Annotated in this window: 22 protein-coding genes; all 22 read right to left on the reverse strand. The window is 48.1% G+C overall.

The features are described from left to right. Positions 1-82 precede the first annotated feature (82 nt). Positions 83-418: a DUF3024 domain-containing protein gene (locus MKX75_RS23430; protein ID WP_339167040.1), complete on the reverse strand. Its 336-nt coding sequence runs from the start codon at positions 416-418 to the stop codon at positions 83-85. A 113-nt stretch (positions 419-531) separates the two neighbouring features. Continuing rightward, positions 532-801 (reverse strand): 30S ribosomal protein S14, encoded by a 270-nt coding sequence (gene rpsN / locus MKX75_RS23435; RefSeq protein WP_036605831.1) that lies wholly within the window; start codon positions 799-801, stop codon positions 532-534. Between the two features lie 52 nt (positions 802-853). After that, on the reverse strand, positions 854-2,050 hold the full coding sequence (locus tag MKX75_RS23440; protein WP_339167042.1) for a GTP-binding protein: 1,197 nt from the start codon (positions 2,048-2,050) through the stop codon (positions 854-856). 484 nt (positions 2,051-2,534) lie between these two features. Further along, complete coding sequence (locus tag MKX75_RS23445; RefSeq protein ID WP_339167043.1) at positions 2,535-3,755, reverse strand: MFS transporter; 1,221 nt, start codon at positions 3,753-3,755, stop codon at positions 2,535-2,537. Between the two features lie 41 nt (positions 3,756-3,796). Then, the gene (locus MKX75_RS23450) at positions 3,797-4,990 is read right to left on the reverse strand and encodes an MFS transporter (RefSeq protein WP_339167044.1); all 1,194 of its coding nucleotides are present in this window, start codon (positions 4,988-4,990) and stop codon (positions 3,797-3,799) included. Between the two features lie 14 nt (positions 4,991-5,004). Further along, a complete protein-coding gene (locus tag MKX75_RS23455; protein ID WP_339167045.1) occupies positions 5,005-5,757 on the reverse strand; it encodes an ABC transporter ATP-binding protein in 753 nt (250 codons plus the stop codon). Further along, positions 5,758-6,567: an ABC transporter ATP-binding protein gene (locus MKX75_RS23460; RefSeq protein ID WP_339167047.1), complete on the reverse strand. Its 810-nt coding sequence runs from the start codon at positions 6,565-6,567 to the stop codon at positions 5,758-5,760. After that, complete coding sequence (gene opp1C / locus MKX75_RS23465) at positions 6,548-7,444, reverse strand: nickel/cobalt ABC transporter permease (protein ID WP_339167048.1); 897 nt, start codon at positions 7,442-7,444, stop codon at positions 6,548-6,550. Before opp1C ends, MKX75_RS23460 begins: the two co-directional genes overlap by 20 nt. Beyond that, a complete protein-coding gene (gene opp1B / locus MKX75_RS23470) occupies positions 7,444-8,376 on the reverse strand; it encodes a nickel/cobalt ABC transporter permease (RefSeq protein ID WP_339170568.1) in 933 nt (310 codons plus the stop codon). The genes opp1C and opp1B overlap by 1 nt, the downstream gene beginning before the upstream one ends. 229 nt (positions 8,377-8,605) lie before the next feature. Continuing rightward, positions 8,606-10,243, reverse strand: a complete 1,638-nt coding sequence (gene nikA / locus MKX75_RS23475; RefSeq protein ID WP_339167049.1) for a nickel ABC transporter substrate-binding protein — start codon at positions 10,241-10,243, stop codon at positions 8,606-8,608. A gap of 226 nt (positions 10,244-10,469) precedes the next feature. After that, positions 10,470-11,771, reverse strand: a complete 1,302-nt coding sequence (locus tag MKX75_RS23480) for an opine metallophore biosynthesis dehydrogenase (RefSeq protein WP_339167051.1) — start codon at positions 11,769-11,771, stop codon at positions 10,470-10,472. Positions 11,772-11,836: 65 nt separating this feature from the next. Beyond that, positions 11,837-12,631, reverse strand: a complete 795-nt coding sequence (locus tag MKX75_RS23485; RefSeq protein ID WP_339167053.1) for an SAM-dependent methyltransferase — start codon at positions 12,629-12,631, stop codon at positions 11,837-11,839. Between the two features lie 43 nt (positions 12,632-12,674). Continuing rightward, complete coding sequence (locus MKX75_RS23490; protein ID WP_339167055.1) at positions 12,675-13,535, reverse strand: diaminopimelate epimerase; 861 nt, start codon at positions 13,533-13,535, stop codon at positions 12,675-12,677. A gap of 297 nt (positions 13,536-13,832) precedes the next feature. Next, entirely contained in the window at positions 13,833-15,053 is a 1,221-nt protein-coding gene (locus tag MKX75_RS23495; protein WP_339167057.1) for an amidohydrolase, read from the reverse strand. A 39-nt stretch (positions 15,054-15,092) separates the two neighbouring features. After that, positions 15,093-16,154, reverse strand: a complete 1,062-nt coding sequence (locus MKX75_RS23500) for an LLM class flavin-dependent oxidoreductase (protein ID WP_339167059.1) — start codon at positions 16,152-16,154, stop codon at positions 15,093-15,095. Positions 16,155-16,394: 240 nt separating this feature from the next. Then, positions 16,395-17,267: a LysR family transcriptional regulator gene (locus MKX75_RS23505; RefSeq protein ID WP_062837890.1), complete on the reverse strand. Its 873-nt coding sequence runs from the start codon at positions 17,265-17,267 to the stop codon at positions 16,395-16,397. A 69-nt stretch (positions 17,268-17,336) separates the two neighbouring features. After that, positions 17,337-17,885 carry an NADPH-dependent FMN reductase gene (ssuE, locus tag MKX75_RS23510; protein WP_339167061.1) on the reverse strand — a complete coding sequence of 183 codons (549 nt, stop codon included), beginning with the start codon at positions 17,883-17,885 and terminating at the stop codon, positions 17,337-17,339. 121 nt (positions 17,886-18,006) lie between these two features. After that, positions 18,007-18,921, reverse strand: coding sequence for an ABC transporter permease (locus tag MKX75_RS23515; protein ID WP_339167063.1), 915 nt, complete (start codon positions 18,919-18,921; stop codon positions 18,007-18,009). Between the two features lie 60 nt (positions 18,922-18,981). Next, positions 18,982-19,914, reverse strand: coding sequence for an ABC transporter permease (locus MKX75_RS23520; protein WP_145151552.1), 933 nt, complete (start codon positions 19,912-19,914; stop codon positions 18,982-18,984). Positions 19,915-20,136: 222 nt separating this feature from the next. Further along, positions 20,137-21,780, reverse strand: a complete 1,644-nt coding sequence (locus tag MKX75_RS23525; protein WP_076333141.1) for an ABC transporter substrate-binding protein — start codon at positions 21,778-21,780, stop codon at positions 20,137-20,139. A gap of 173 nt (positions 21,781-21,953) precedes the next feature. Then, positions 21,954-23,297, reverse strand: coding sequence for an LLM class flavin-dependent oxidoreductase (locus MKX75_RS23530; RefSeq protein ID WP_062837894.1), 1,344 nt, complete (start codon positions 23,295-23,297; stop codon positions 21,954-21,956). Between the two features lie 322 nt (positions 23,298-23,619). Beyond that, positions 23,620-23,898: a glutaredoxin family protein gene (locus MKX75_RS23535; RefSeq protein ID WP_036605813.1), complete on the reverse strand. Its 279-nt coding sequence runs from the start codon at positions 23,896-23,898 to the stop codon at positions 23,620-23,622. Positions 23,899-24,019 lie beyond the last annotated feature (121 nt).

The raw sequence follows: 24,019 nt of genomic DNA on the forward strand, positions 1-24,019 counted from the left end.
TCGAACTCGGTTGCATATACGCCATATTTGTCTGAATTAACATTAATTTTAACAAATGAAATATTCTCTTATCCGATCTCTCTCACGTACGCCAGAACAGTCCAGCCTCATCCCGTTCCACCTGCTCGAGTACATCCTCAAAATCGGAACAAGGTGCAATTACATCTACCGGATTCCAGCTGCTCTGTTCATCTCTGGCATACACCTTCCACTGGTTATCTTCCCAGTAAAATCGGGCAATGTGCATCTTGTCCCATTGATACCGCTCCTCCGCAGGTCTTTCTTCAGTCAGGATCAATTCATTGTCATTCATCACATATGTCAACTTCACCATCGTACGCAGTGGCACAGGTACCTTCTCGTGAATATAGCCGTTCATTACGGACTGAATTCTTCTTAGTGTAAACAAGTCCAGCATGGTGATGCACATCCTTTCAGCAAAAAAACGCCCTGTTCTACGCACCGCATGTAGCTTCCAACAAGTGGTGCCCTTCCTCATGCAAAAGTGGTCAGCTACACCCCTTGATCATTTTACCAGCTGGATTTCGTTACCCCAGGAATCTGTCCTTGATGAGCCAGTTCTCTGAACTTAATTCGAGATACCTTGAACTTGCGTAGATAACCCCGCGGCCGACCTGTTACCTCACAACGGTTCTTCAAACGAGTCGGAGATGCATTCCTCGGCAATTTCTGCAAGGCTTCGTAATCCCCTTTTTCCTTCAGTTCCCGGCGCAGGTCCGCATATTTTGCCACGATTGCCTGACGTTGCTTCTCACGTACCACTTTTGATTTTTTAGCCATGAATGACAGCTCCTTATCGATTGAATTTATATTTAGAACATTATCTTCCGAGTTATACGGCTTCCACAGGCCATGGCAGTGGATTGTCGAAATGGCCCCAGTCGGCCAGCATTTCTTCATCACTGAGCAGGCACTGGTCCAGCTCATCTTCAATGCTTGCACGCTCCATTTCGATCCCGATCATGACAAGCTCCGTCTGACGATCTCCCCACTGGGCATCCCATTTCTCCAGAACATCCGGCTCGTTACGCAAAATTTCTTCCTTGTCCGCTTCCGGCAACGCCGCGACCCAATGTCCCGCAGGACCGAACTGAATGGATGGCCCTGCCTGGCTGAGGCTTGCAGCAACATCCCCTTCGGCCGCGAGCCATACCAAACCTTTGGCACGTACCACTTCTTCCGGCCAGTAACTCATGAATTCAGCCAGACGGGAAGGATGGAACGGCTTTCTGCGGCGATATACAAAGGAACCAATGCCATATTCCTCGGTTTCCGGTGTATGCGACTCCTTCTCCAATTCCTGAATCCATCCGGCGGACATGCTCACCTTCTCAAAATCAAAGCGGCCTGTATTCAGAATCTCAGACGGATTCACCTGTCCATTCTCAGTCCGAATGATCTTGGCATTAGGCTGTAGCTTGCGAATAATGCCTTCGAGCTTGTTCAGCTCGGTGTCATCAACCAGATCACATTTGTTCAGCAGCAGCACATCACAGGTTTCGATCTGATCAATCAACAAGTCTACGACATCACGGGTGTCCTCATCTCCGGTCGCTTGGTTACGGTCCAGAAGACTCTGCCCTGATCCAAAATCATGCCAGAATCGATTAGCATCCACCACCGTTACCAGACAATCCAATCGAGCCAGGCGAGTCAAATCAATACCCGACTCCTCATCGGCGTATGTAAAGGTCTGTGCAACGGGAACAGGTTCACTGATCCCGGTGGACTCGATCAAAATATAATCATACTTGCCTTCGTTCACCAGCTTCTCAATCTCCTGCATCAGATCATCTCGCAAGGTGCAGCAGATACAGCCATTGGACAATTCCACCAGCTTCTCTTCAGTTCGAGACAAGGTTGCCTCCCCCTTGACCAGCGCAGCATCAATGTTGACCTCACTCATGTCGTTGACGATCACAGCAACCTTAAGCCCTTGTCTGTTGTTCAACACGTGATTCAAAACCGTCGTTTTCCCTGAACCGAGGTAACCACTCAGTACGGTTACCGGAACTTGCTTTTGTGTCATAGATCTCGACTCCTTATATGTGCAGTCTGTGTAATCCAGACTTTAATAGTAATTATTACGATTAACAACAATGACTATAATCCTGTTAGACGGTCGTTGTCAAACTATTTTTGATTCAACCTGCAAAAAAAACAAAAAAAGGCTGATGACCGACCCTTACACTTTCGCATCCTGAGGATACGTTTTGGCAAAAAGTGAGTCATAAACCTCCTCTGTAAATGTTCGCATTACATGCGGGATAGGCTAGACGAAACGGAGAGGACAGAAAGAACCTGAAGAAGCGGAGCTACAAGCTTTCTGCAGGAAAGCTACTTCGAAAGCATACACTTCGCCTACAAGCTTTCTGCAGGAAAGCTACATCGGAAGCATACGCCATCCCCGGATTTAACCTTTATAAAAAGGTATCAAAAAAATCTGGGGATAACAGCGATCGGAAGGTTGTTCTGTCATCGGAGTGATCCGTGTAAATGTTCTTTAGTTCAATTTATATAGACACCACTGAACTGGCCTTATTCCCCGCTTCCATCCGTTGCCTGAAAACAACCACCAGAATCATCGCTGCAATAGAGAGCAACGTGCAGATCATAAACATGGTCGAATACGAACTCACTTGCACAATAAGCCCCATTGCCAGTCCACCCAGAGAGAATCCAAGGTCATACGAGGACATGAAAATCCCCATGAGTACATATCTGGAATCCGCGGGCAGCACAAAAGACAGATATGTGGTTAATGTCGGGTACAACAATGCCAGAGCAAAACCGCTAAATACCGCGGATAAATACACCAGTGGCCCGATGGTCTCCATTAGACTGAGCAACTGGGTTCCCAGTGCAGCACAGAGCATTAACCCTGCCATCAGCCAGGTATTCCAGCTACCGTCGGACGGAATTTTTTTACGCAAAATAAACCTGCACAGGATCACAACCAGTCCCTGAATCGTCAGAAATACGCCTGCACTTGCCATTCCGGTGGATACCATATACAAGGGAAGGAAGGTCGCTGTTGCCCCAAAAACGCAGGACGCAAACAACATCACCACACTGCTGATTAGCAGTGGCGTACTGCGCCAGATGCCTCCGAATGAACGAAACATATCGCCCAAGGTATACGATTTGTTCTGCACGGTACTCCGCGGCAGATCTACATTATATCCAATCAGAAGTGGCAGAGCCGCCAGACCGATCATCAGCAGCGTAAACGCCAGATCACTGGCATTTTCCCAGATTTGTATGGCAAGGATCGGAATGACCAGAGAAGGAACCATCGTAAACAGGGTGTACATGGACAGCCCTTGTGCCCGGTCTTTGTCCTCCAACTTTTCCACAATACCCGCCTGCATCGTCATGGAGAAAAAGGCCGTAGCCACCCCTTGCAGAGCTCGCAACCACAGATACGTCTCCACACCAAAAACAACAAATAACAGCAACGTGCCCGCATGCAGAAGCAATAGCCATTGCATCACTCGAAGCGGCCCATGCTTACCCAGCAGCTGTGCTGCAAAAGGTCTCAAGAGCATACAAGTGAACATGTATGCCCCCATCATCAGACCAATCTCAGCCTGATTCAAACCGGCGGCCTCGCTTCGCAAAGGCAGAATAATCGTCAAAGCTGAATTCGCCGCAAAAAATAAAAAGGCCAGCATATAAAACCGGATAAACGAAAAGGATACCGGATTTAATTTCCCATTGGATGTTGCCGTCATCGAAGACTTCAAACGTTCGTCACCACTTTCTCTTCTGGCAGTCAACTCACAGATGTACCTGACACGGGTCTACGCCGTTCGTAGGCAAAAACAATCATTACCGCTCCTAGGATAGCACACATCATGTACATAAATGAATAGGAAGAGAAGTCAGCGACGGGTCCCATAATCACACCACCCAGAGAAATACCCAGATCCGCCATCGCGATAAATAAACCGATCAGAACGTTTCGATTCAGCTTAGGCAACACAAAAGATAAATAGGTCGTGAGTGTCGGATACAGGATCGCCTGACCGATTCCCATGAACACAGCACCCACATAGAAATAGACCACTCCGCCTGTCACGGCAAAACTGACACATTGCGCAGCTACGGCGAGCAGACACATGGTGCCCATCATGAAAGGAGAATGCCAACTGCCATCGGAAGGAATCCTTTTTCGAAGCATAATTCGAGCCAGCACCACCGTTCCTGCCTGAAGCATCAGATATACGCCAGCATTCCCGTTTGGTACTTGGCTCGCATACAGCGGAATAAAGGTGGTAATCGCGCCAAATACAACGGAAGCAGCGAGCATTAACACACTGCAACGAAATAAATGTGGATTCTTCACCAGCTGACCAAAGGATTCCCACATGCTCACGTTCTGCTCCGATGGATCCACAGCAGGTTGCTCCTTGCTTGGTTCCATTTTGGCAGTATATCCGAAAACACCCGTACAGACGGCAATACCGATCAGAACCACTGTAAAATAATCCATGCCACCCGTCTGCCAGATTCCTAATGCAATAACAGGTCCCACGATCCCCGGTATATAACTGAACAGCGAATAATACGAAATCCCCTGAGAGCGATCTTTCTCCGGAAGGGCATCAATAATGCCAATCTGCAAAGCCATGGAGAAGAACGCTGTCGATACACCTTGCAAAATACGAGCAACCAAATAACCGCCAAGTCCCGTAAAGGTATATAAAATCAGCGCAAATCCATTGATAATCAGAATCAGACGCAATATTTTGATTGGTCCATGCTTTTGAATAATCCGACCGGCCCAGGGTCTGAAGAACATCGTTGTGAACATATAAGCACCCATGATTAGTCCGATCGTTGTACCGCTCGCACCCAAGGACTCGCCTTGCAATGGGATGATCACGTTAAGAATGGCATTGGCACTGAAATATAGAAGAACCAGTATGTACAAGCGTAGAAAAGGCCAAGACATCGCTCCACTCACAATGGGTGCTCCCCCTAAAATGTAATTAAATGCTTCAATAATCGCTTCGCATAGTCTGACTGAACATCCTTTAGCTGCTCAATAGGAACGATCTCTACAACCTGTCCCTCTCTGAAAATGATTACCCTGTCACAGATATAGGCTGCCGCCTGTATATCATGTGTGATAAAGACATAGCTCAGCTTGTAGATTTCCTTAAGCTCTTTCAACAATTGCAACACCTGGATCTGAACGGACACGTCCAATGAGCTGATCGCTTCATCAAACACGATAAGTTTTGGGGCTGTCGAGATCGCTCTGGCAATGCACACTCTCTGAGCCTCCCCGCCCGATAGTTCATGCGGATATTTGGATCTATAGGAAGGGTCCAGTCCAACTTGGCTCAGCAACAGATCCACCTTCTCTGAATTACTTTGATCCTTTCGCAGCTTTTGCTGTGCTTGCATCGGTTCCATAATGGCAGCTTCCACGGTAAGAAATGGATTGATGGAGGACGTATAATTTTGAAAAACGGCGCTAATGTTACCCATCCGTACACGTCGATCCTGTACGTCTTTACCATCGAGCGAGATCGTTCCACGATCCGGGCGTTCAATGCCCAGAATCAGACGGCCCAACGTAGATTTACCGCTTCCGCTTTCACCGATGATACCGAGACACTCACCCTGCTGGCATTCAAAGGTAACCTGTTTCAAAACTTGTTGTTTGTGCTTGGAGAACAGTCCGCCTTGGTTATATGATTTTTCGATACCTTCCACCTTTAGCATCTATGACTCCCCCTGCATCAACGCCTTAAAATGATTGCTCAGCTCCAGCCGGGTAGAGACCAGATACTGCGTATAGGCATGCTTCGGCTCTGTCAAAACAGAATGCATGCTACCGCGCTCTACGATCTCGCCGTCCTTCATGACCATCACGTCATCTGCAATCTTCTGAACAACGCCGAGATCATGGGAGATGAACATCATGGAACAGCCCATGCGTTCACGTAATTGAATCAATTGCTCCACCACTTCATATTGAGAGATCGTATCCAGTGCCGTTGTTGGCTCATCCGCAATAATCAGATCAGGCTCCAGCACCAATGCCAGTGCAATCATGATTCGTTGCAGCATCCCACCGGACAGCTGATGTGGATATTGATTCAGAATCTCGCGCGGATGTCTGAGCATGACGCTTTCCATCGCATGGATGATTTTCCGTTCAACCTCACGGGTGTTCCAGCCAAAATGCTGCTGAAGCGTCTCCCGAATATGAACACCAATGACACAGGAAGGATCAAATGCACTCATGCCATTTTGCAAAATCATACATAGATGCTTGCCCCGCTTACGCCGCATCTCCGGTTCCGAAATCTGGTTCAGGTCTTCGCCCTGGAATAACATCGTGCCCGATTGGCGAATCCATGGCTTGTTCAATCGCATGAGAGCTCTGCACGTAACGGATTTACCGCTACCACTTTCCCCTACAATGGCCATACAGCTTCCCTGCTTAACTTCAAATGAACTGTCATGAATGATCACTTTGTCTGTATTGGTGTCCCATACCTTCAAATGTTCAACCTCGACTATATTCATAAGTGGTCTTTCTCACCTCACTTTCGTAAGACTTGTCAGACTTACCTTGAGAGGTCATCAATTTGGGGTCCAGAGCCACTTGAAGGGCATCCGATAGAAAATTAAAAGCAGATACCACCACCACAATGGCCAGGCCCGGTGCCAACATCAATTCAGGTCTGGAGAACATGACTTCCCTCGCCTCATTGAGCATCATGCCCCACTCCGCATGCGGAGCCTGAATGCCAAGCCCCAGAAAGGAAAGGCCGGAGATCTGCAACATCATCGAACACATGGAACCACTGGCAATGACAGCAATATCGGCAAAGGTAACCGGAACAATATGTTTGGTTATAATTCTCAGATTAGGCGTGCCAGAGGCTTTAGCGAATTTCACATAATCCATATCAGAGAATTGCATCACAGATGTTCGAATAACGCGGGCAAACCAGGCCCATTTCATCCACACAAAGGCAATCAAAATGTTCTCCAGTCCTGCACCCAAAATGCCAACCACCGCCAGTGTCATCACGTATCCGGGAAAAGACAGCATAATGTCACAGACTCTCATAATCCATGCATCCACTTTCCCCTTGAAGTAACCCGCAATGAATCCAACAATAGCCCCGATCAGAACAGATAAACTGAGTGCAACCAGCACCCATAACACACTTGGACGGATACCATAGATAAGCCGGGATAGTACACATCTGCCCAGATGATCATTGCCTAATAGATACTCCCAAGACGAAGAGGCGTATCGAAGCTTCATGTTCACTTGTCCAGGATCATGCGGCGCAATAAGCGGAGCCAAAATGCCCGCCATAAGCGTAGCGATAATCACCACCAAAGAGGTCATCGCAAGCTTGTCTTTGCTCAGATTTTTCAATATTCGCATCAGAATTCCTTTCTCAACCGGGGATTCATCGCCGCATTAATGATGTCGGATAACGTGTTAAACAACACAAAGGTGACAGCCAACATCAAAACATACGCCTGAATAATCGGAAAATCCCTGCTTAAAATGGATTTCACGCTGAGCCTACCGAGCCCCGGCCAGGCAAATACATTTTCAATGACTACCGTACTGCCCAACACGATCGGGATCGCCATGCAAAAGATGGACACGGCCACCTGTAATGAATTTCTTAGAATATGCAGGGTAACTTTCTTCTCGCTCAGACCACTTGCCCGTGCATATAACACATAGTCCTCATTCATATTGCTCAGCATGGAACTTCGAACCGTTCGGAAATAAATGCCTGTATAACTCACCGTGATCACAATCACCGGAAGAATGTAGCTTCGATACGAGTCCATACCACTGGTAGGCAGCATATCCAGCTTGACGGAAAAATACCAGATCATAATAGCTGCAAGCCAGTAGGATGGCATGGCCGTAAGGAAAAAGGAAATACCTCTAACCGATCGATCCAGCAGCTTGCCTTCTCTCATGGCACAGATCACACCAAGCAGGATGGACAGCGCAATAATAAATACCGATGAGACGAGCGTTAACTTCAATGTGTTCATAAAAGCCGGCCCCATCAAAGACCACACGGGTTCACCCGATACATATGAGTTGCCGAAGTCCAACTGCAAAACAGCCATAATCCAGTTCGCATACTGGATCATGAACGGCTGATCGAATCCCAGCGCTTCATTCGTTTGCGCGATCAGTTCATCTGTAATCTGCGGAACCTCCTGTGCCTGTAATACGACAACTGCCGGGTCCAAGGGAGATAGATTAATCAGGACGAACGTTATAAATGAAATGATAATCAGTAAAGGGATGGCTAACAGAATCCTTTTGACGATATAACTTCCCATATCCATCTCCGCTCTATTTAAATTGAACTAAACAATATTTACACTACACTCCGATGACAGAACAACCTTCCGATCGCTGTTATCCCCAGTTTTTTTTGATTCCTTTTATATAGGAAAAATCCGGGGATAGCGTATGCTTCCGATGTAGCTTTCTTGCAGAAAGCTTGTAGGCGAACGCTCCGCTTCTTCAGGTTCTTTCTGTCCTCTCCGTTTTGTGTAAATGTTTAGTTCAATTTATATATTTAAAATTCATTTGTTCAAAAGGTAGTTCATATTGAGTCTGCTTGAATGAGATTCCTTCGAGATTCTCGGGAGCGACTATGGTGACACGTCCGTTGGTAATCGGAATGAACACTGCTTCATCATGGACGATCTTCATAATGTCGGCATACAGGGATTGGCGTGAAGCCTCATCCGTGGAGACCATGACCGCATCGATTTTCTTGTACAATTCATCTGCTTCAGCAATTCCGCTTGTCGTATGCTTGTAAGCCGAATCTGATGTAAATGCAGCAATGGTACTCTGTGGATCATAGGCCAGTCCCCACGTTTGATTAAAGAGCAGATCATATTCCCCGGTGGCTCTCCGATTCGCGATGGAAGTAGACTCTTCACCCACGATCTCAAGCTGAACACCCAATTCTTTCATCGAATACTGGATCAATTCGGCCTGTATTTTCTGTGAAGACGAGTTGCTGTCATAGTATAGTTTCATGGCTAGAGGCTGACCGTTCTTCTTTCTCACCCCTTCACCACTTGCCAATGTCCAACCTGCTTGGTCCAGAAGCTGTTTAGCCATTTCCGGATCATACTCCCGTTTCTTCAGGTCTACCTTGGCGTAATTGACATTGGCTGAAAATAGCGTGTCCGCAACAGTCTGCGTTCCGTTAAAAATATCGTTACTGATCGTTTCCCGGTCGATACCAACCCATAAAGCTTCTCGTACTGCCGTTTCCTGAACCGGACTATTCTGACGACTGCTATTGGCTACGATCATATTCGTATTCATCGCTTCACTTCGAACCAATTGATAATCACCGGATTCAGCCAATTGATCCATGGCCTCGACATCAATGCTGTCTGCCCCCCGGTCATCTGTGAACACAAAGTTGATTTCTCCCTTTTGTAATGCCAGGAATGTCGTTTCGCCTGCAGGAAGAACCTTGGATGTGATTTTCTTGATTGCAGGTGCACCACCCCAATAGTCTTCATTGGCTTCAAACGTGGCATTCTCTTCGACTTTATGAGCAGTAAGCTTGTAAGGCCCTGTACCGTGGAAACCACTCACTCCGTCTTTGGTTCCGCCTTCTTTAAAATCCTTGGGTGATATGAAGACGTAAGGTCTTGTCATGGACAGTTCCACTAGCGCAGGATAATAAGCTTCTGACAGTGTCAGCTCCACCGTATGCTCATCGATAACCTTTACACTTGTGATTTTGGTAGACAGCTTGATCCAGGCATGTTTTTCAGCATTCGCCTGAACTGCATCGATATTTTGTTTGACCGCCTCTGCGTTGAACGGCTCCCCATCATGGAATTTCACATCTTGTCGCAGATAAAAGGTATAGGTCTTGCCATCCTCCGAGATATCCCATGATTCCGCAAGCAATGGCTTGATGCCGTCAGGCGTGTTTTCCACCAGAGACTCATATATCATCCCTTGCGCAGGCATGGAGCCTGTATACAGATGGGGGTTCATATCATTAATATCTTTGGCAGAAGCATAGATAAGTTCAGTCTGTACCTGGCTATTGGCAGGCTCCGTTTGGGCACTCTCTTTCTCTTTTGTGCTCTGAGCGCATCCTGCCAGCACCGTAATGGCAGATACCAGCAATAGTATGGATGTAAAAGTAAGACCCTTTTTCACAACATTTCCTCCTGATGATTAAGTTACAAGCAGACCTTATAGGTTACATCGGACCACTCCGATTGCAGTACCATCTTCCGATCGCTGTTATCCCCAGATTTTTTTGATTCTCTTTTCCAAAGAGAAAATCCGGGGATAAAGGCGACCGCTTCGCTTCTTCAGATTGGTTCTGCACTCTCCGTTATGATGTAAACATCAGGTTCAACTTGATTAATTTGAGATGTAATTAGACCCTATTACTTGAAAGTCCCGTGCAGATCATGCGGATATCCTCGTCAAAGGATTGGATCACAAAGGCATCGGATAAACGTTGATCTGTTTTCGTACGGGCAACTTCCTGAAGCTTCGCCTCATATTTGGCGATAAATTGATCAATCGTTGGGCAGCTCACATCGAGGTGTCTGGCAATGCCCTGAATGATTTTGATGCGGTAGTAATCTTCTTTGGGCATACGAGGGATGTCCAGCTCCCCTTCGCGATTCATGAACGTTTTGCGGAATGGCACTGCTGAAAAGTCGAAATATTTCCCTGCCGAATCGGGTTCCGAGAATGGATCAATCAATAATGAGGTATACCGTATGTATAATAAATACTCTTGATGAATGACCTGTAGCTGATTGAAATTCTCGATATCCTGGCGTGATATACTCTCTAATTGAACCGGATAGTTGTCATCCGTCATGAATTGAAGCAGGTTGACTCCCTGAATACGGAGCCGTTCCGTAATATTCATAATCTCCTGCCACTGTGCCCGCATATCCCGTATCAAACCTTGTGTAATCGGACCTTCGGGATACATCTTATATACATATTTCGAAATATCCGATGCCCCAAAAATGGCCTCTAATGAGAAGTCGTTCATGAACAGGGGTGGATGCACATACAACGAAATATTTCTCGTTTCCGCCTCCAACGGAGATCGCATCACTTCCAGCGCAACACCCAAACGCTCATACACTTGGCATAGCTTACTGACCTGTTCAGACGGGTAACGAGTGGAACCGATATAGACCTTTTTCTTGACCCCTGTTGTAATTACATGATTGGACGGATGTTCGTGCATCCAACGGGTATCTCCGAGGTAGGTCGAGAAGCTGACCACTTCCGGCGCTGCATTCCGCTCTCTCATATAATGGGTCACGAGTCGATTCGACCCAAACGTTGGAGAAATCAAAATGATACATTTCAGTTGTTTGATGAATTCATCATTCATTTGTTCCAACACATCGATATAAGCATCGGTGGTAACTGCCAAAATGAGTGTATCCCATTCCCCATCAATGGTGTCATATCCCTTGAACACATGATCAATGAAACACTCACCTTCGAGTGGCTGATGTTTCTCATTTTGAATGCTGACCTGAATACGCCCATTGCTCTGTTCGAGGGCTGAGAATACGGACGCTGAACGAACCGATGCTCTCCCCACAATGCCTATACAGCAATTGAGATGAGCTTTGAGTGTAACCGCAAGCTGAATGGATGCAGGCCCGGTTCCAAGTAACAGAATTCGCTGAAGATTGCTCATGTATGCCTCCTATATTCAAAGTTCAATCCGTAATCCTTTTGACGCACTTGGATGCACTTGCATCCCTATGCTTTTTGATACAACGCAATATCGAACACATCATCCGGACGCAGGATCTGGTTCACCAGCTTCCACTTGCTGCTATCCGTCTCTTCCATCGGATAATTGAACAAGGACTTCAACTGGTCACCGTATCTCATAGCTACAACCACCTGCGCATTCGTCAGGGCATGCAGTTGATCGAGCAACTCATATTTAGGGGCCACGGTAGAGCTGAAAATGATATGTGTTGCTTCCTTGGTATACTCCAGATTCTCCAGCAATGTTGACTGCAAACGAATCTTCAAGCCCGCGCCCAGCTTCTCCACCACCTTCTGCCCGAGTCTAATAGATTCTTCATCAATATCGATCCCTACGACCTCTGCACCTGTTCGCTTGGCGATGAGTAATGGTGTCATGGGGAAGGAACCGGAGCCTACCAACAACACCTTAGAATCAGAGGTGACATGGAAGCTGCCGAATTCTTTATCGATGCACTCTTCTATATTCTTGAAATAATGGGCAATCTGTTCATCCCCGTTCTCTAACTTCAATGCACGATATTTCTCCATGATCGCCACACACTGGGCGGATTTATTTCTTAACTGCCATATAAGCGAATCCAGTTCTTCCAGCTCCGAATGCTCCAACTGTTCCCAGGTTGCCTTATTCTCCTGATCGGTCACAAAGCGGGAGTAGTCATTGATCATAGCCTCCAGCTCCGAGCTATGCTGAATCGTATGATCATACTTGCTCGCGAGCTTATCGAATTTCTCTGCAAATTCACTCAAACATGTCTGAAAATGGACCAATGTGATCATTTCTTTTCCCCCTATACGTTGTCTCGATCATGTATCAAGTACCTCATGCGTTTACTACGCTCCATTCTGCTGGAGTATCTATGAAGGCTTTTCCCTGTGCCACAATTCCAACAGATCCCTCAATCGTAATCCTCCCAAGTTCTGCGCCATTCCACTGGGCCGCCACTTTGATCGCACCACCAGGCTGCTTGATGTACTGCGTAATCTGCCTCTGCTGGCTCCATGCGAGATACGCTCCCACGGAGGCTGTACCCGAACCACACCCTCTCTCCCAAATCAGACTATCCAGCTCCGGAACATAGATGAGTGGGGCCATTTCTTCCGAGTGCGATTGATATAACAAGATACCGATCAGCTTATCTCCCAGGGTTAGTCCCAGTAACCTTGCAAGGGTCTGTGCCCTCTTTTTCATCGTATCGTCGAAGTCATCCACTTCAATCACGATATGGATGAACTCAGCGTACCGGATGATTACCATATCCAGCTCGATGCCTTCGTACCGGATTGTTCGCTGCTCAATCTGCTTCGGAACCGGCATGGTTACCTGGCAGTCATATTCATTCTGCTGTTTCTTCACATGGCACATGATTAATTGATCGGTTCCGGAAACCTCCAGCACGATGTCCATCGATTCCTGTTGTGCCAGTCCTGCTTCAGATGCGTGGTGTGCTGCAAGTGCCATACAGGCATTGCCACAGAACTCTCCTCCGGCCATTTCCAGGCGGGCCACAGCTTCCGGTCTCCTCGTTGGTTCAATGAATCCCACTTGTTCAGCGTAAACGTTATCATACGACATTAGACGCGTTGCGATATGATTGTATTTCTCTGCTGCATGATCCGTTTTAACCAGAATCGTCATGTTTTGGGTGGGACTGAACTTGATAAAATCGATCTCCTGTTTCATCGCAGCAGCTACTCCTGTTCTTCATTTTTGCCTAATAGTAATTATTACGATTAAAAGGTCGAGAAAAATATAGCACATCCTTTTAGGGACCGTCAACAAATATTTCCATTTAAAAAAATAAAATTTCATAAACCCTTTAGCTGTCCATCCTATAAGAAAACCCAAACAGAGCTGACGCTTCTGCGCCAGCCCTAGCCATAACAACACCATCTGATAAGATTCAACAAATACGAAAAACGGTTGCCGCAGAACGGAACCGTTTCGATCTGGATGTAATCCAGGGATTAACTGCGACCCTCACTCCTGATGTGATTGCACATTTTGCAGTGCCTGTTCAGCTAGTGCAGCCAGAAGATGTGCTCCCAGCGGCAGTGCCCGTTCATCCACATCAAAGCCAGGGTGATGCCACTCATTCGGGCCAGAGGTGCCCAAGAAGAGGAACAGGCCGGGAACTTCTTTTTGATAAAAAGAGAAGTCCTCTCCTGCCGGAGAAGGCAGAGGTCTGATGCTATTCAGTCCAATCTGACTTGCAACTTGCTCCGCCGCAGATGCCAGAGCTTCATCATTGACCACGGCAGGTGGTCCCTGAATCCAGCGAACCGTAGCACGTGTGCCATAGGCCGCCGCCACACCGGCTACCACCTGATTGAAACGCTCGCGAATTCGTGCGCGCACTTTCTCATCAAAGGTCCGTACTGTGCCATCGAGTATCGCTTCATCGGGAATAACGTTCCAGGCTGTGCCGCTATGTAGCTTGGTGACGCTGATTACAGCACTCTCCTGTGCTCCCACATTGCGACTCACAATGGCCTGTAATGCCGTAACAATATGTGCGGCAACCACGATTGGATCAATGCCTGCTTCCGGCACGGCTGCATGGGTGCCTACACCTTCCACTTTGACAACGAAACCGTCTGCTGCTGCCATCAACGCACCTTCCCGAATGCCCACCGTACCCACCTGGAGATCAGGTTTGTTATGCAACCCAAATACGGCCCTAACATCGGATAATGCGCCGCTCTGGATCACTTGCCGAGCACCCGTTGCTTTTTCCTCCGATGGCTGGAATATCAAGCGTACTTTCCCAGGAAGCGTGGACTCACGCTGCTTTAACAATCGTGCAGCACCAATCAGAATCGCCGTGTGTGCGTCATGTCCGCAAGCGTGCATCTTTCCATCTACCTGGGAGGCAAAATCCAGTTTCGTCTCTTCCTGAATGGGCAGCGCATCAATGTCCGCTCTTAGGGCAACCACAGGTCCGTCCCCTTGACCTACTTCAGCGACGAGCCCTGTCCGCAGCACATATTCGTCTGCAATACGGACGCCTTCCTCTTCCAGCCAGCTGCGAATAGAAGCTGTCGTCTCCCTTTCCTCACCGGACAATTCCGGGTTACGATGCAGGTGTCGCCGAATGGTGATTAAACGTTCTGCGAATTCTTCCGCCCGTTCACCATGAAGCTCATGCTCGGGGCCCTGTACTTGTTGCTCAGCCTGCTGCTGTTCCAGATCACTTTTCATCACATGGCCTCCCATTCGTATATATTCATTGCCCTACTTCTATCCGATTGCTGCTTCCTGTTCCTTAGATTCCAGTGCAAATTCACTAAGCCCCTGCTCTGACAAAATTTCACGCAACAATTCAAAGGAACGAATTCGCTTGGCAAAGTCCCGTGTAGCTGTAGTCACAATGAACTCTTCCACAGCAAAATCCTGCTGGAACTTCAGCAGTGCCTGACCTACCGTTGCTTTCGTGCCCCGGGTCACACTTGGCTCCAGAATCTCGATCCGATAGGTTTCGTTTGATTGACGACCGAATTCTTCCGCCTGTTCCACAGAACCGACAGTGAGTACTTTCCCACTCTCCAGATGGATCTTCACCAGCATATGCTCGCTCGCAAGTCCTTCCGCTTCCTCCTCACTCTCGGCCACAATTAACGATATGGCTAGTGCAGCGTAGGGCTCCCGTCCCTGGGAACGATCAAATTGTTCACGATATACATGGATCGCTTGAAGCGCTACCTCTATATTACTGTTAATGAACAGTGAAAAGACATAGGGAAGTCCCAGTTCCGCAGCCATGCCTGCACTATCAACACTGGCTCCAAGTACGTACAGCTCTGCTGGAATGTCGGACACAGGCGAAGCAGTGAGCCCCGCAAGTGCATGAGATGGATCTTCATGTGGTTCATTATGAATGTATCGCTTCACCTGAACAATTTTCTCTTTCAGGGATGCAGCTCCCTGAATACCTTCCTGCAATGCCTGTGTCGAACGAGGTAATCCCCCCGGCGCACGACCGATTCCCAAGTCAACTCTTCCTGGGCCGAGCGCTGCGAGTATATTGAAATTTTCGGCGACTTTATACGGGCTGTAATGCTGGAGCATCACCCCGCCAGAGCCCAGGCGAATCCGCTTCGTATGCGCAAGCAAGTGGGAGATGAGTACCTCTGGGGAGGAACCTGCAACATGCCCTGAATCATGGTGCTCCGATACCCAGAACCGATGGAATCCAAGCTGATCTGCCTGCTGTGCCAGCTCAATCGTGTGCCGAAAAGCATCCACCGCCGTTTCCCCTTCATAGATGGGGGTCTGATCCAAAATGCCAACACGAATACTCATTTCCTTCTCCTCCTTGATTGTGCTGAACCTATGTTCTTGAATCACTATTAAGTTGAACTGGAGATGTTACACTTTATCACTCCGACTGCAGTGCCATCTTCCGATCACTCTTATCCCCAGATTTTCTTTACTCCCTTGGTTCAAGGGAAAAATCTGTTGATAAATGCGCACGCTTCGCTTCTTCAGATTGGTTCTGCACTCTCCGTTATGGTGTAAAAGTCAGATTCAACGTTAGACGCTCTATAACTGCCGCAGCAGTTCCCCGAAGGGCTCTGCCAATGGCGAATATTCTTCCTTTAACGTGACGACGCTGATCTGCAACGATACACCTGCAACCTCATGTACCTGAATGGGGAACAACTCCTGATTTTGCACTTCCTTCTTCACCGTGAGTCCAGGGAGAAAGGCAATGCCTGCCCCTTGCATAACCAGTTTCTTCGCCGTCTCCGAATTATCGACATGATATGTAATATTCGGCGGATGTTCCAGCGAGTCGAAAGCCCGGTGAATGCGAAGCCAGTCCAGTGAACCACATTCGAAAAAGACCAGTTGCTCATTCCGGATCGCTTCCATGCTGACATGCCCGCTTTCAATGAATGGATGTCCTTTGTACACATAGAGCTGGATCGGATCTTCATAAAAAGCAACCGTACGGATCGCAGGATGCATGACCTTGCGTACAAAGGCAAGATCAATCTCCTGACCAAGCAGTTTGGCAATCAGCTGATCCGTCGTTGCTGTCGTCAATTTGATGTTAATTTCGGGGTAAGCATCCTTAATCTTGGGTAGAAAATCGGGAATGACATAATTGGATACCGATACTGTACTACCGAGCCGAAGAGCATCCGGTGTGGATCGCCGTTGCTGAATCTTCTGCTTGCCCTTCTGAATCACTTGCAGCACTTGCTGCGCATATGGCAGGAATTTCCGACCTTCCTCTGTCAGCACAATTTGCTTGCCAAGCCGATCAAACAACTTGCAGCCCAGCTCCCTTTCCAGTGACTGAATGCGAGCTGTGACCGAAGGTTGGGACAAGAAGAGTACTTCGGCAGCTTTATTGAAGCTTCCATAATGGTTGATATATACAAATGCTTCAATGTTCTCGATATTCATGAGCGCCTCCGTATCCACGTCCGCAGACGTTTGACTTTATATCTATTTAACCGATAAATTTACTCGGTTTTATGATATCTTAATCCCATCCTTTTCCAGTGTCAATATCAATTCGTCCAAGGAACGATCCAGGCGTGAAGTAATGTCCACCGAGAGTATGAACTTTCCATCATCCAGTCGTTCAATCCCCTGATCCACAGCGTACACCCCACCCAGAATATGTCTTCCACCAAGGGCTGCCAGAACAGGCTTCAATGCATAATCAATAGCGAGTAGATGAGCAATGGAGCCACCAATGACGAGCGGGATTGTCAACTTACCCCGTAGCCCCTCTTGCGGAATCAGATCCAGGAACAGCTTGAGCACGCCGGAGTACGATGCCTTGTATACCGGTGTAGCTACAATAACGGCATCCGCCGCTTCAACAACAGCCAGAGCATCACGAATAAATGAGCTGTCGAATCGGGCTTGCACCAGATCCTCAGCGGGCAGATCCACAACGTGAATAACTTCAACGGTGATGCCTGCCTCCGTTAATTTTTGGCTGCTGTAATCCGTCAGACCTGTCAAACGCGAACGTTTGGATGGTGATCCGGCAATAATGACAACATGTGACATAAATTTCTCCTCCTCAAGCGTAAACGGCTGTCGCCGTCCTCTGGTGGCACAGCTACCGTTTCGCAGTGAAATATAAATGGATAGGGTGAAACTTATAAATTCTTATCTTTTGAAATAGCGGTCAGGCCGCTCCTTTTACTTTGGGGTCCAACCGATCGCGAATATCGTCTCCAATCAGATTAACCGCCAATACAAACAACGTGATCGCCAGCCCCGGGAACGTACAGATCCACCAGGCAACCGTCAGATAACCTCTACCTTGCGAGAGTAAGGCGCCCCAATCGGGAATTTCCTTCAACACCCCAAGTCCCAGAAAGCTGAGTCCGGAGCCCGTCAGGATCGATGTTCCTACGCCAAGCGTAGCCATGACCAGCAAGGGTGACAACGAATGTGGCAGTACATGTTTCCAGAAAATACGGGTATTGGAACCGCCCAGTGAACGTGTCGCTGTAATGAAAGGCAGACCTTTAACAGATATGACCTGCCCACGCATCACCCGTGCGTACCCCGGAATCGAGGAAACCGCAACAGCCAGTGCAATATTCATCAGTCCTGGCCCGAGAGCAGCTGCAACAGACAACGCCAGGAGCACGCCGGGTACAGCCATCAGTATATCAACGGCACGCATGGTGATGGTATCAACAACGCCCCCGGCATAACCGGAGATAATACCAAGCGCACTGCCAACAATGCCTCCCACAAGCACCGAAGCAAATCCAATAAGTAATGAATCCCTGCTTCCATGCACAACTACACTGAAGATATCCCTGCCAAAATAGTCCGTCCCGAACAGGTGCGCAGCAGAGGGAGCCTGCAGAATGGCATCGGTCATCATCTGAGTTGGATCATAAGGAGCAATCCAGCCCGGCACAATTGCGCATGCCACGGTAAACACGACTACCAGCAATGCTGCATAAAAGAATAATCGGGATACCGCGAGTGAAACGCGATAGCGCCAAGTGCGGCGATTCCACAGACGTATACGTCCTACGCCCGCCCATGCTTTTTTGTCACCAGCCAAAGGTTTCATGCTCATGAGCAACAACTCCTCCTTCCATACTCCGCGTCAGGACACTTCTGACGGTTCCAGTTGTCATCATGTTCGGACTGCACGCCGAACCCGGGGATCAATGTACGAATACGAGATGTCCACCAACAAATTCAAGACCACATAGATAATGGATGTAAAGAAAACAACGCCTTGCACCACGGGCAGATCCTTGGCCATTAGCGCATCGGCAATAATCCGGCCGATTCCTTGTCTGGAGAATACAGTCTCCACCACAACCGTTCCGGCAAGCAGATCACCGATCAGCATGCCAATTACCGTTACGGCAGGGATCAGCGCATTACGCAGCGCATGGCCATACATGATGGCGCGCTCGGAAAGTCCTTTTGCCCGTAATGCTACGATAAACGGTTCATTGATGACTTCCAGCATGCTGTTCCTCACCATCCGTACGATAAACCCTGCACCCACGAGACCCAGCGTAGCTGCCGGAAGAATCAGTGAGCTGAATCCATCGGAACCCATCGCCGGGAACCAGCCAAGCTGTACCGAGAATAACAGGATGAGCAGTATCCCCGTCCAGAAGGTTGGCATGGAGATGCCAAACAGTCCAACGAGCCGGGCAACGAAATCAATCACGCCATTGCGATGAATTGCAGACAATACACCGAGTGTAATTCCAATCGTGATCGCAATGATTGAGCTGAGTGCGGTCAAAGCCAGTGTGGCTGGAAAATGCTCCAGTATTTTGGGCAGAACCGGATCCGAATTGATCATCGATTTACCGAAATCGCCACGCAGCATATCACCGAAATAGTTCGCAAACTGGATGTAAAACGGCTGATCCAGCCCAAGTTGAACCCGCAGATTCTCGATCATCTCCGGGGTAGCCGAGGACGGGTCCAGCATGAGCAGAACCGGATCACCCGGCAGAAGATACATGATGCAGTACACCAGCACCGAAGCTCCGAAAATAACCAGAAGCGATGTTGCGAGTCGTGACAGTATCGTTTGAACCATACCGGGATATCTCCTTCCTGAATCTGGATTGGTCGTTCCTATAGTGCGTGTTCAAAAAGACCAGTTTTCAGTACCGAGAAGATGGAATGAAGCTAGAAATGGAGTAGCGGAGCGTAGGAAACTACGTGAGCAACGGACATTTCGGCTGAATTTCATATTCGATGCTGATCATGCCATTAGGCATGACTCGTAATCAAAAGTAGACTTTTTGAACAACCTCTGTTAGGGCTGAATGCGGACGTCGTTAAAGAGTGGATACCCCAGTGAATCGAACTTGATGCCTTCGACCTTTTTGGATGCTGCGACGGTATAAGGGAATACATAGATCGGCAAAATTACCGCTTGCTCAATCAGGTATTGTTGAATCTGATTGTAGATCTCGACACGTTTATCCGCGTCACTCTCAACGGCTCCCTGCTCCAGCAGTTCATCAATCTTCGGATCAGACAAACCGGACAATGTCGGACGCTGACCCTCTGCACTCGTATGATAAAAGGCATACAATGCATTTGGATCGGAGTTAACCTGGCTGTTGCCATAGAGATCGTAATCCCAGTTCTGATAGATGACCGTTGCGATGTCTTTTGTAATTTCCACTTCAACTGCGATGCCTACCTGCTTCAGCTGTTGCTGGATAATGGCGGCAATGTCGTTGCGTTTCTCCCGATTGGGCGAACCATCGACATAACGTAGGGTCAGTTTCTGGCCGTCTTTGGCACGAATGCCGTCAGCGCCCTTCACCCAGCCTTGTTCATCGAGCAGCTGATTGGCTTTGTTGATGTCCGGGTTAATGCTTCCTTCCAGCGATGCATCATAACCCAGAATTCCAGGAGACAGTGCAGACCACGCACGTTCGTAGTTGCCCAGATACAATGTTTTGACAATCGATTCCACATCTACGGCGGATTGTACCGCCTGCCTTACTTTCACATCATCCCAAGGCGCTTTGCGCAGATTGAAAAAGAGTGTATATGGTAATCCCACCGTGTTAGCCTGTAACAGTTGCTGGTTCGGATCGTTTTTCAATGCAGCGATATTTTGCGGTGGAACGGTCTCGGCAGCGAGTACCTGACCACTTTGTACACTTCCGATGCGTGTCGCTTCTTCCGGTACAATTTTGAATGTGATCGTATCCACATGTGGCGCAGCTTTATTTTCAACCGTCTCAGGTCCCCAGTTGTAATCCTTGTTCTTGGCAACGACGATATCCGCATTTTCATCCCATTTCACAAAGGTATACGGACCTGTGCCCACCGGATTTTTACCCAGCTGGTCGCCATATTTTTGGGCAGCTGTAGGGGATACGATCCCCAGAAGCGCCTGACTCAAGTTGCCAAGAAAGGCTTGCGATGGCGATTCCAGATTTACCTTAATGGTATATTCATCAATGACCTCGGAGGAGCTGTAGGGTCTAATCAGGGCAAGGGAATTGGCAGCTTTGGTGGCCGGATCGATCACCCGGTCCAGATTGTATTTCACGGCTTCCGCATTAAACGGTGTGCCATCGTGGAACTTCACGCCTTCACGCAGCTTGAACGTATAACTCTTGCCGTCCTCGGATACGCTCCATTCCGTGGCGAGCCACGGTTTGATGGAACCATCCGGCAACTGTACTACCAGATTGTCATAGATCGTGCGAATAGCACGTACAGCCACGGCAAGACCACTGCGATGAGGGTCAAGTGAATCCGGCGATGTAGCGAGGGCAAAGGTTAAGTTGCCCCCTTCCGCTGACCCGGCCTGATCCCCGCCCGAAGCCTGTGCTGCACCGTTCGTGCTGCCTCCCGCCGCTCCGCAACCGGATAATACCATCACCAATACTGCTGCCAATGCCATATATTTCATCCATGAGATAGACCTGTTCATATCGCTTCCCCCTCTGTGTATACAGGTGTCATTAAATTAATGTTTATACCCAATACTTGATATTCCCTATGAGTTAAGTCGGTTTTAAGACAGTACAAAACGTAGTAAGTGACTTTATTACCGGTTCGAGAAAACAGCCAGACAAAATCAGATGCTCGTTCGCTCCCTATCCGTTATGCCAAATCAGATACGACTTGCTCCTTCGCAGCCGTATAACGGTTAACCGGAATTTGCACCCCAAGGTTACCTCGCAATGTATCGTGCTCATAGTCCGTACGATACAGGCCGCGTTCTTGCAGAATCGGAACAACGAGTTCCACAAAATCAGACAACCCACTTGGCAGCTCGGAAGCAATAATGAAGCCATCCGCCGCTTCTGTCTCGAACCATTCCTGAATCTTGTCAGCAACCTGCTCCGGTGTGCCCAGGAATTTGCTTCGCGGTGTTGCTGCCCGCAGAGCCACTTCACGCAACGTCAATCCTTGCTCCTTGGCATCCTTCTTGATCTTGTCCGTGCCACTGCGGAAACTGTTGCTTCCAATGCCATTCAGTTCCGGGAACGGTTCATCCAGCGGATATTGGGAGAAATCATGATGTTCGAAGAAACGACCCAGGTAATCCAGCGCTTTGTCGATGGTGACCAAGCTTGCGATCTCCTGATATTTCTGTTCAGCTTCCTCTTCCGTCCGTCCAACAATAGGATTGATGCCTGGCAGAATGACAATATCCTGGGAAGAACGTCCGTAGGAAGCCGCCCGTGTTTTGACATCCTTATAGAATGCCTGCGCATCTTCAATTGTATCGTGTCCAGTAAAGACAGCATCTGCTTCTTGTGCTGCCAGCGTTTTGCCATCTTCCGATGAACCTGCCTGGAAAATTACCGGCTGTCCTTGCCGTGAACGGGCAATATTAAGCGGACCTTGTACGGAAAAAAACTCTCCTTCATGATTAAGCGTGTGCAGTTTGGATGGGTCGAAGAATACACCGCTCTCTTTGTCTCTTACAAAGGCATCATCTTCCCAAGAGTCCCACAACCCTTTGGTTACCTGTAAATATTCCGCGGCAATTCGATAACGTTCCGGATGCGTAGGGTGACTGCTCTTACTGTAGTTCTTCGCTGTACCTTCGAGCGGAGAGGTTACTACGTTCCAGCCTGCACGGCCATCACTGATCTGATCGAGGGAACCGAACTGTCTGGCTACGGTGAAGGGATCACTATAGGATGTCGAGAGGGTACCCACCAGTCCAATCCGTGAAGTAACGGCAGCCAAGGCGGACAAGATACTGATCGGTTCGAAGCGATTCAGGAAATGGGGAATGGATTTCTCGGTAATATACAGACCGTCTGCGATAAAAACAAGATCGAACTTGCCTTCCTCCGCTTTCAGTGCCTGACGCTTGTAGAATCCAAAGTTGACGCTGGCATCCGACAGAACCTCCGGGTGTCTCCAAGTGGTATTGCTTCCTCCAACCCCATGAATAATGGCTCCAAATTTCAAACTGCGTTTCGCTGTCATGTTCACTCCGCCTTCCTTGGATTAAAATCTTCAAAAAAATGATCAAGGGCCAATCTGAACTGATTACGTATACGAATTAACTGAAAGTTAACTATTCCTATGAGTTTGGTTTGTTTTAATTTCACAAATCTTATCACTGCCCTGCAAAAGGGTCAACAGCGCGACTAATAGATTTTTTCTATATGTGTATTGAAGATGTGAATTAGAACCATTTACATCTCATCAAGCGTTGAGTTATGAACGTTCCAGCAGCTGCACAAATGCGATCTTGCATCATGCAGCAGCCGGAACGGCTTGCTCCAAAGGTATATATCGACGCCCGTTAGACCGCTGCCGCTTCGTCCGCTCGTGCCAGAAGTTCAGCCAGCTTCTCCAGATCAGGTTCCAGCAAAGCTTCAAACTTGCCGTCCCCTCCCACTTCAATCACGGGTACATGCCGAATGCCATATTTTGCTTCAAGCACATCTCGCAGCACGTCATTACCCTGCACTTCAATGTTCTCGAAAGGCTGGTTTCGCTCTGTCAGAAATGCTTTTACTTCCCCGCAAAAATGACAGCCTGTTTTGCTCCACAGCACGACTTTTTTGGTTGATGATGACATCGACATACCTCCTGGTTGGTTTTAAAATTAAGATCTGAGCGATGGATGACGAATCCCCTAGACCTTCAATTCCCATCTGTTAAATAAGAATTATGGCTATAAATGTACTCCTGCACCCTTC

The organism is Paenibacillus sp. FSL R5-0341 (genome assembly GCF_037975235.1).
In the GTDB taxonomy this organism is placed as follows: domain Bacteria; phylum Bacillota; class Bacilli; order Paenibacillales; family Paenibacillaceae; genus Paenibacillus; species Paenibacillus amylolyticus_A.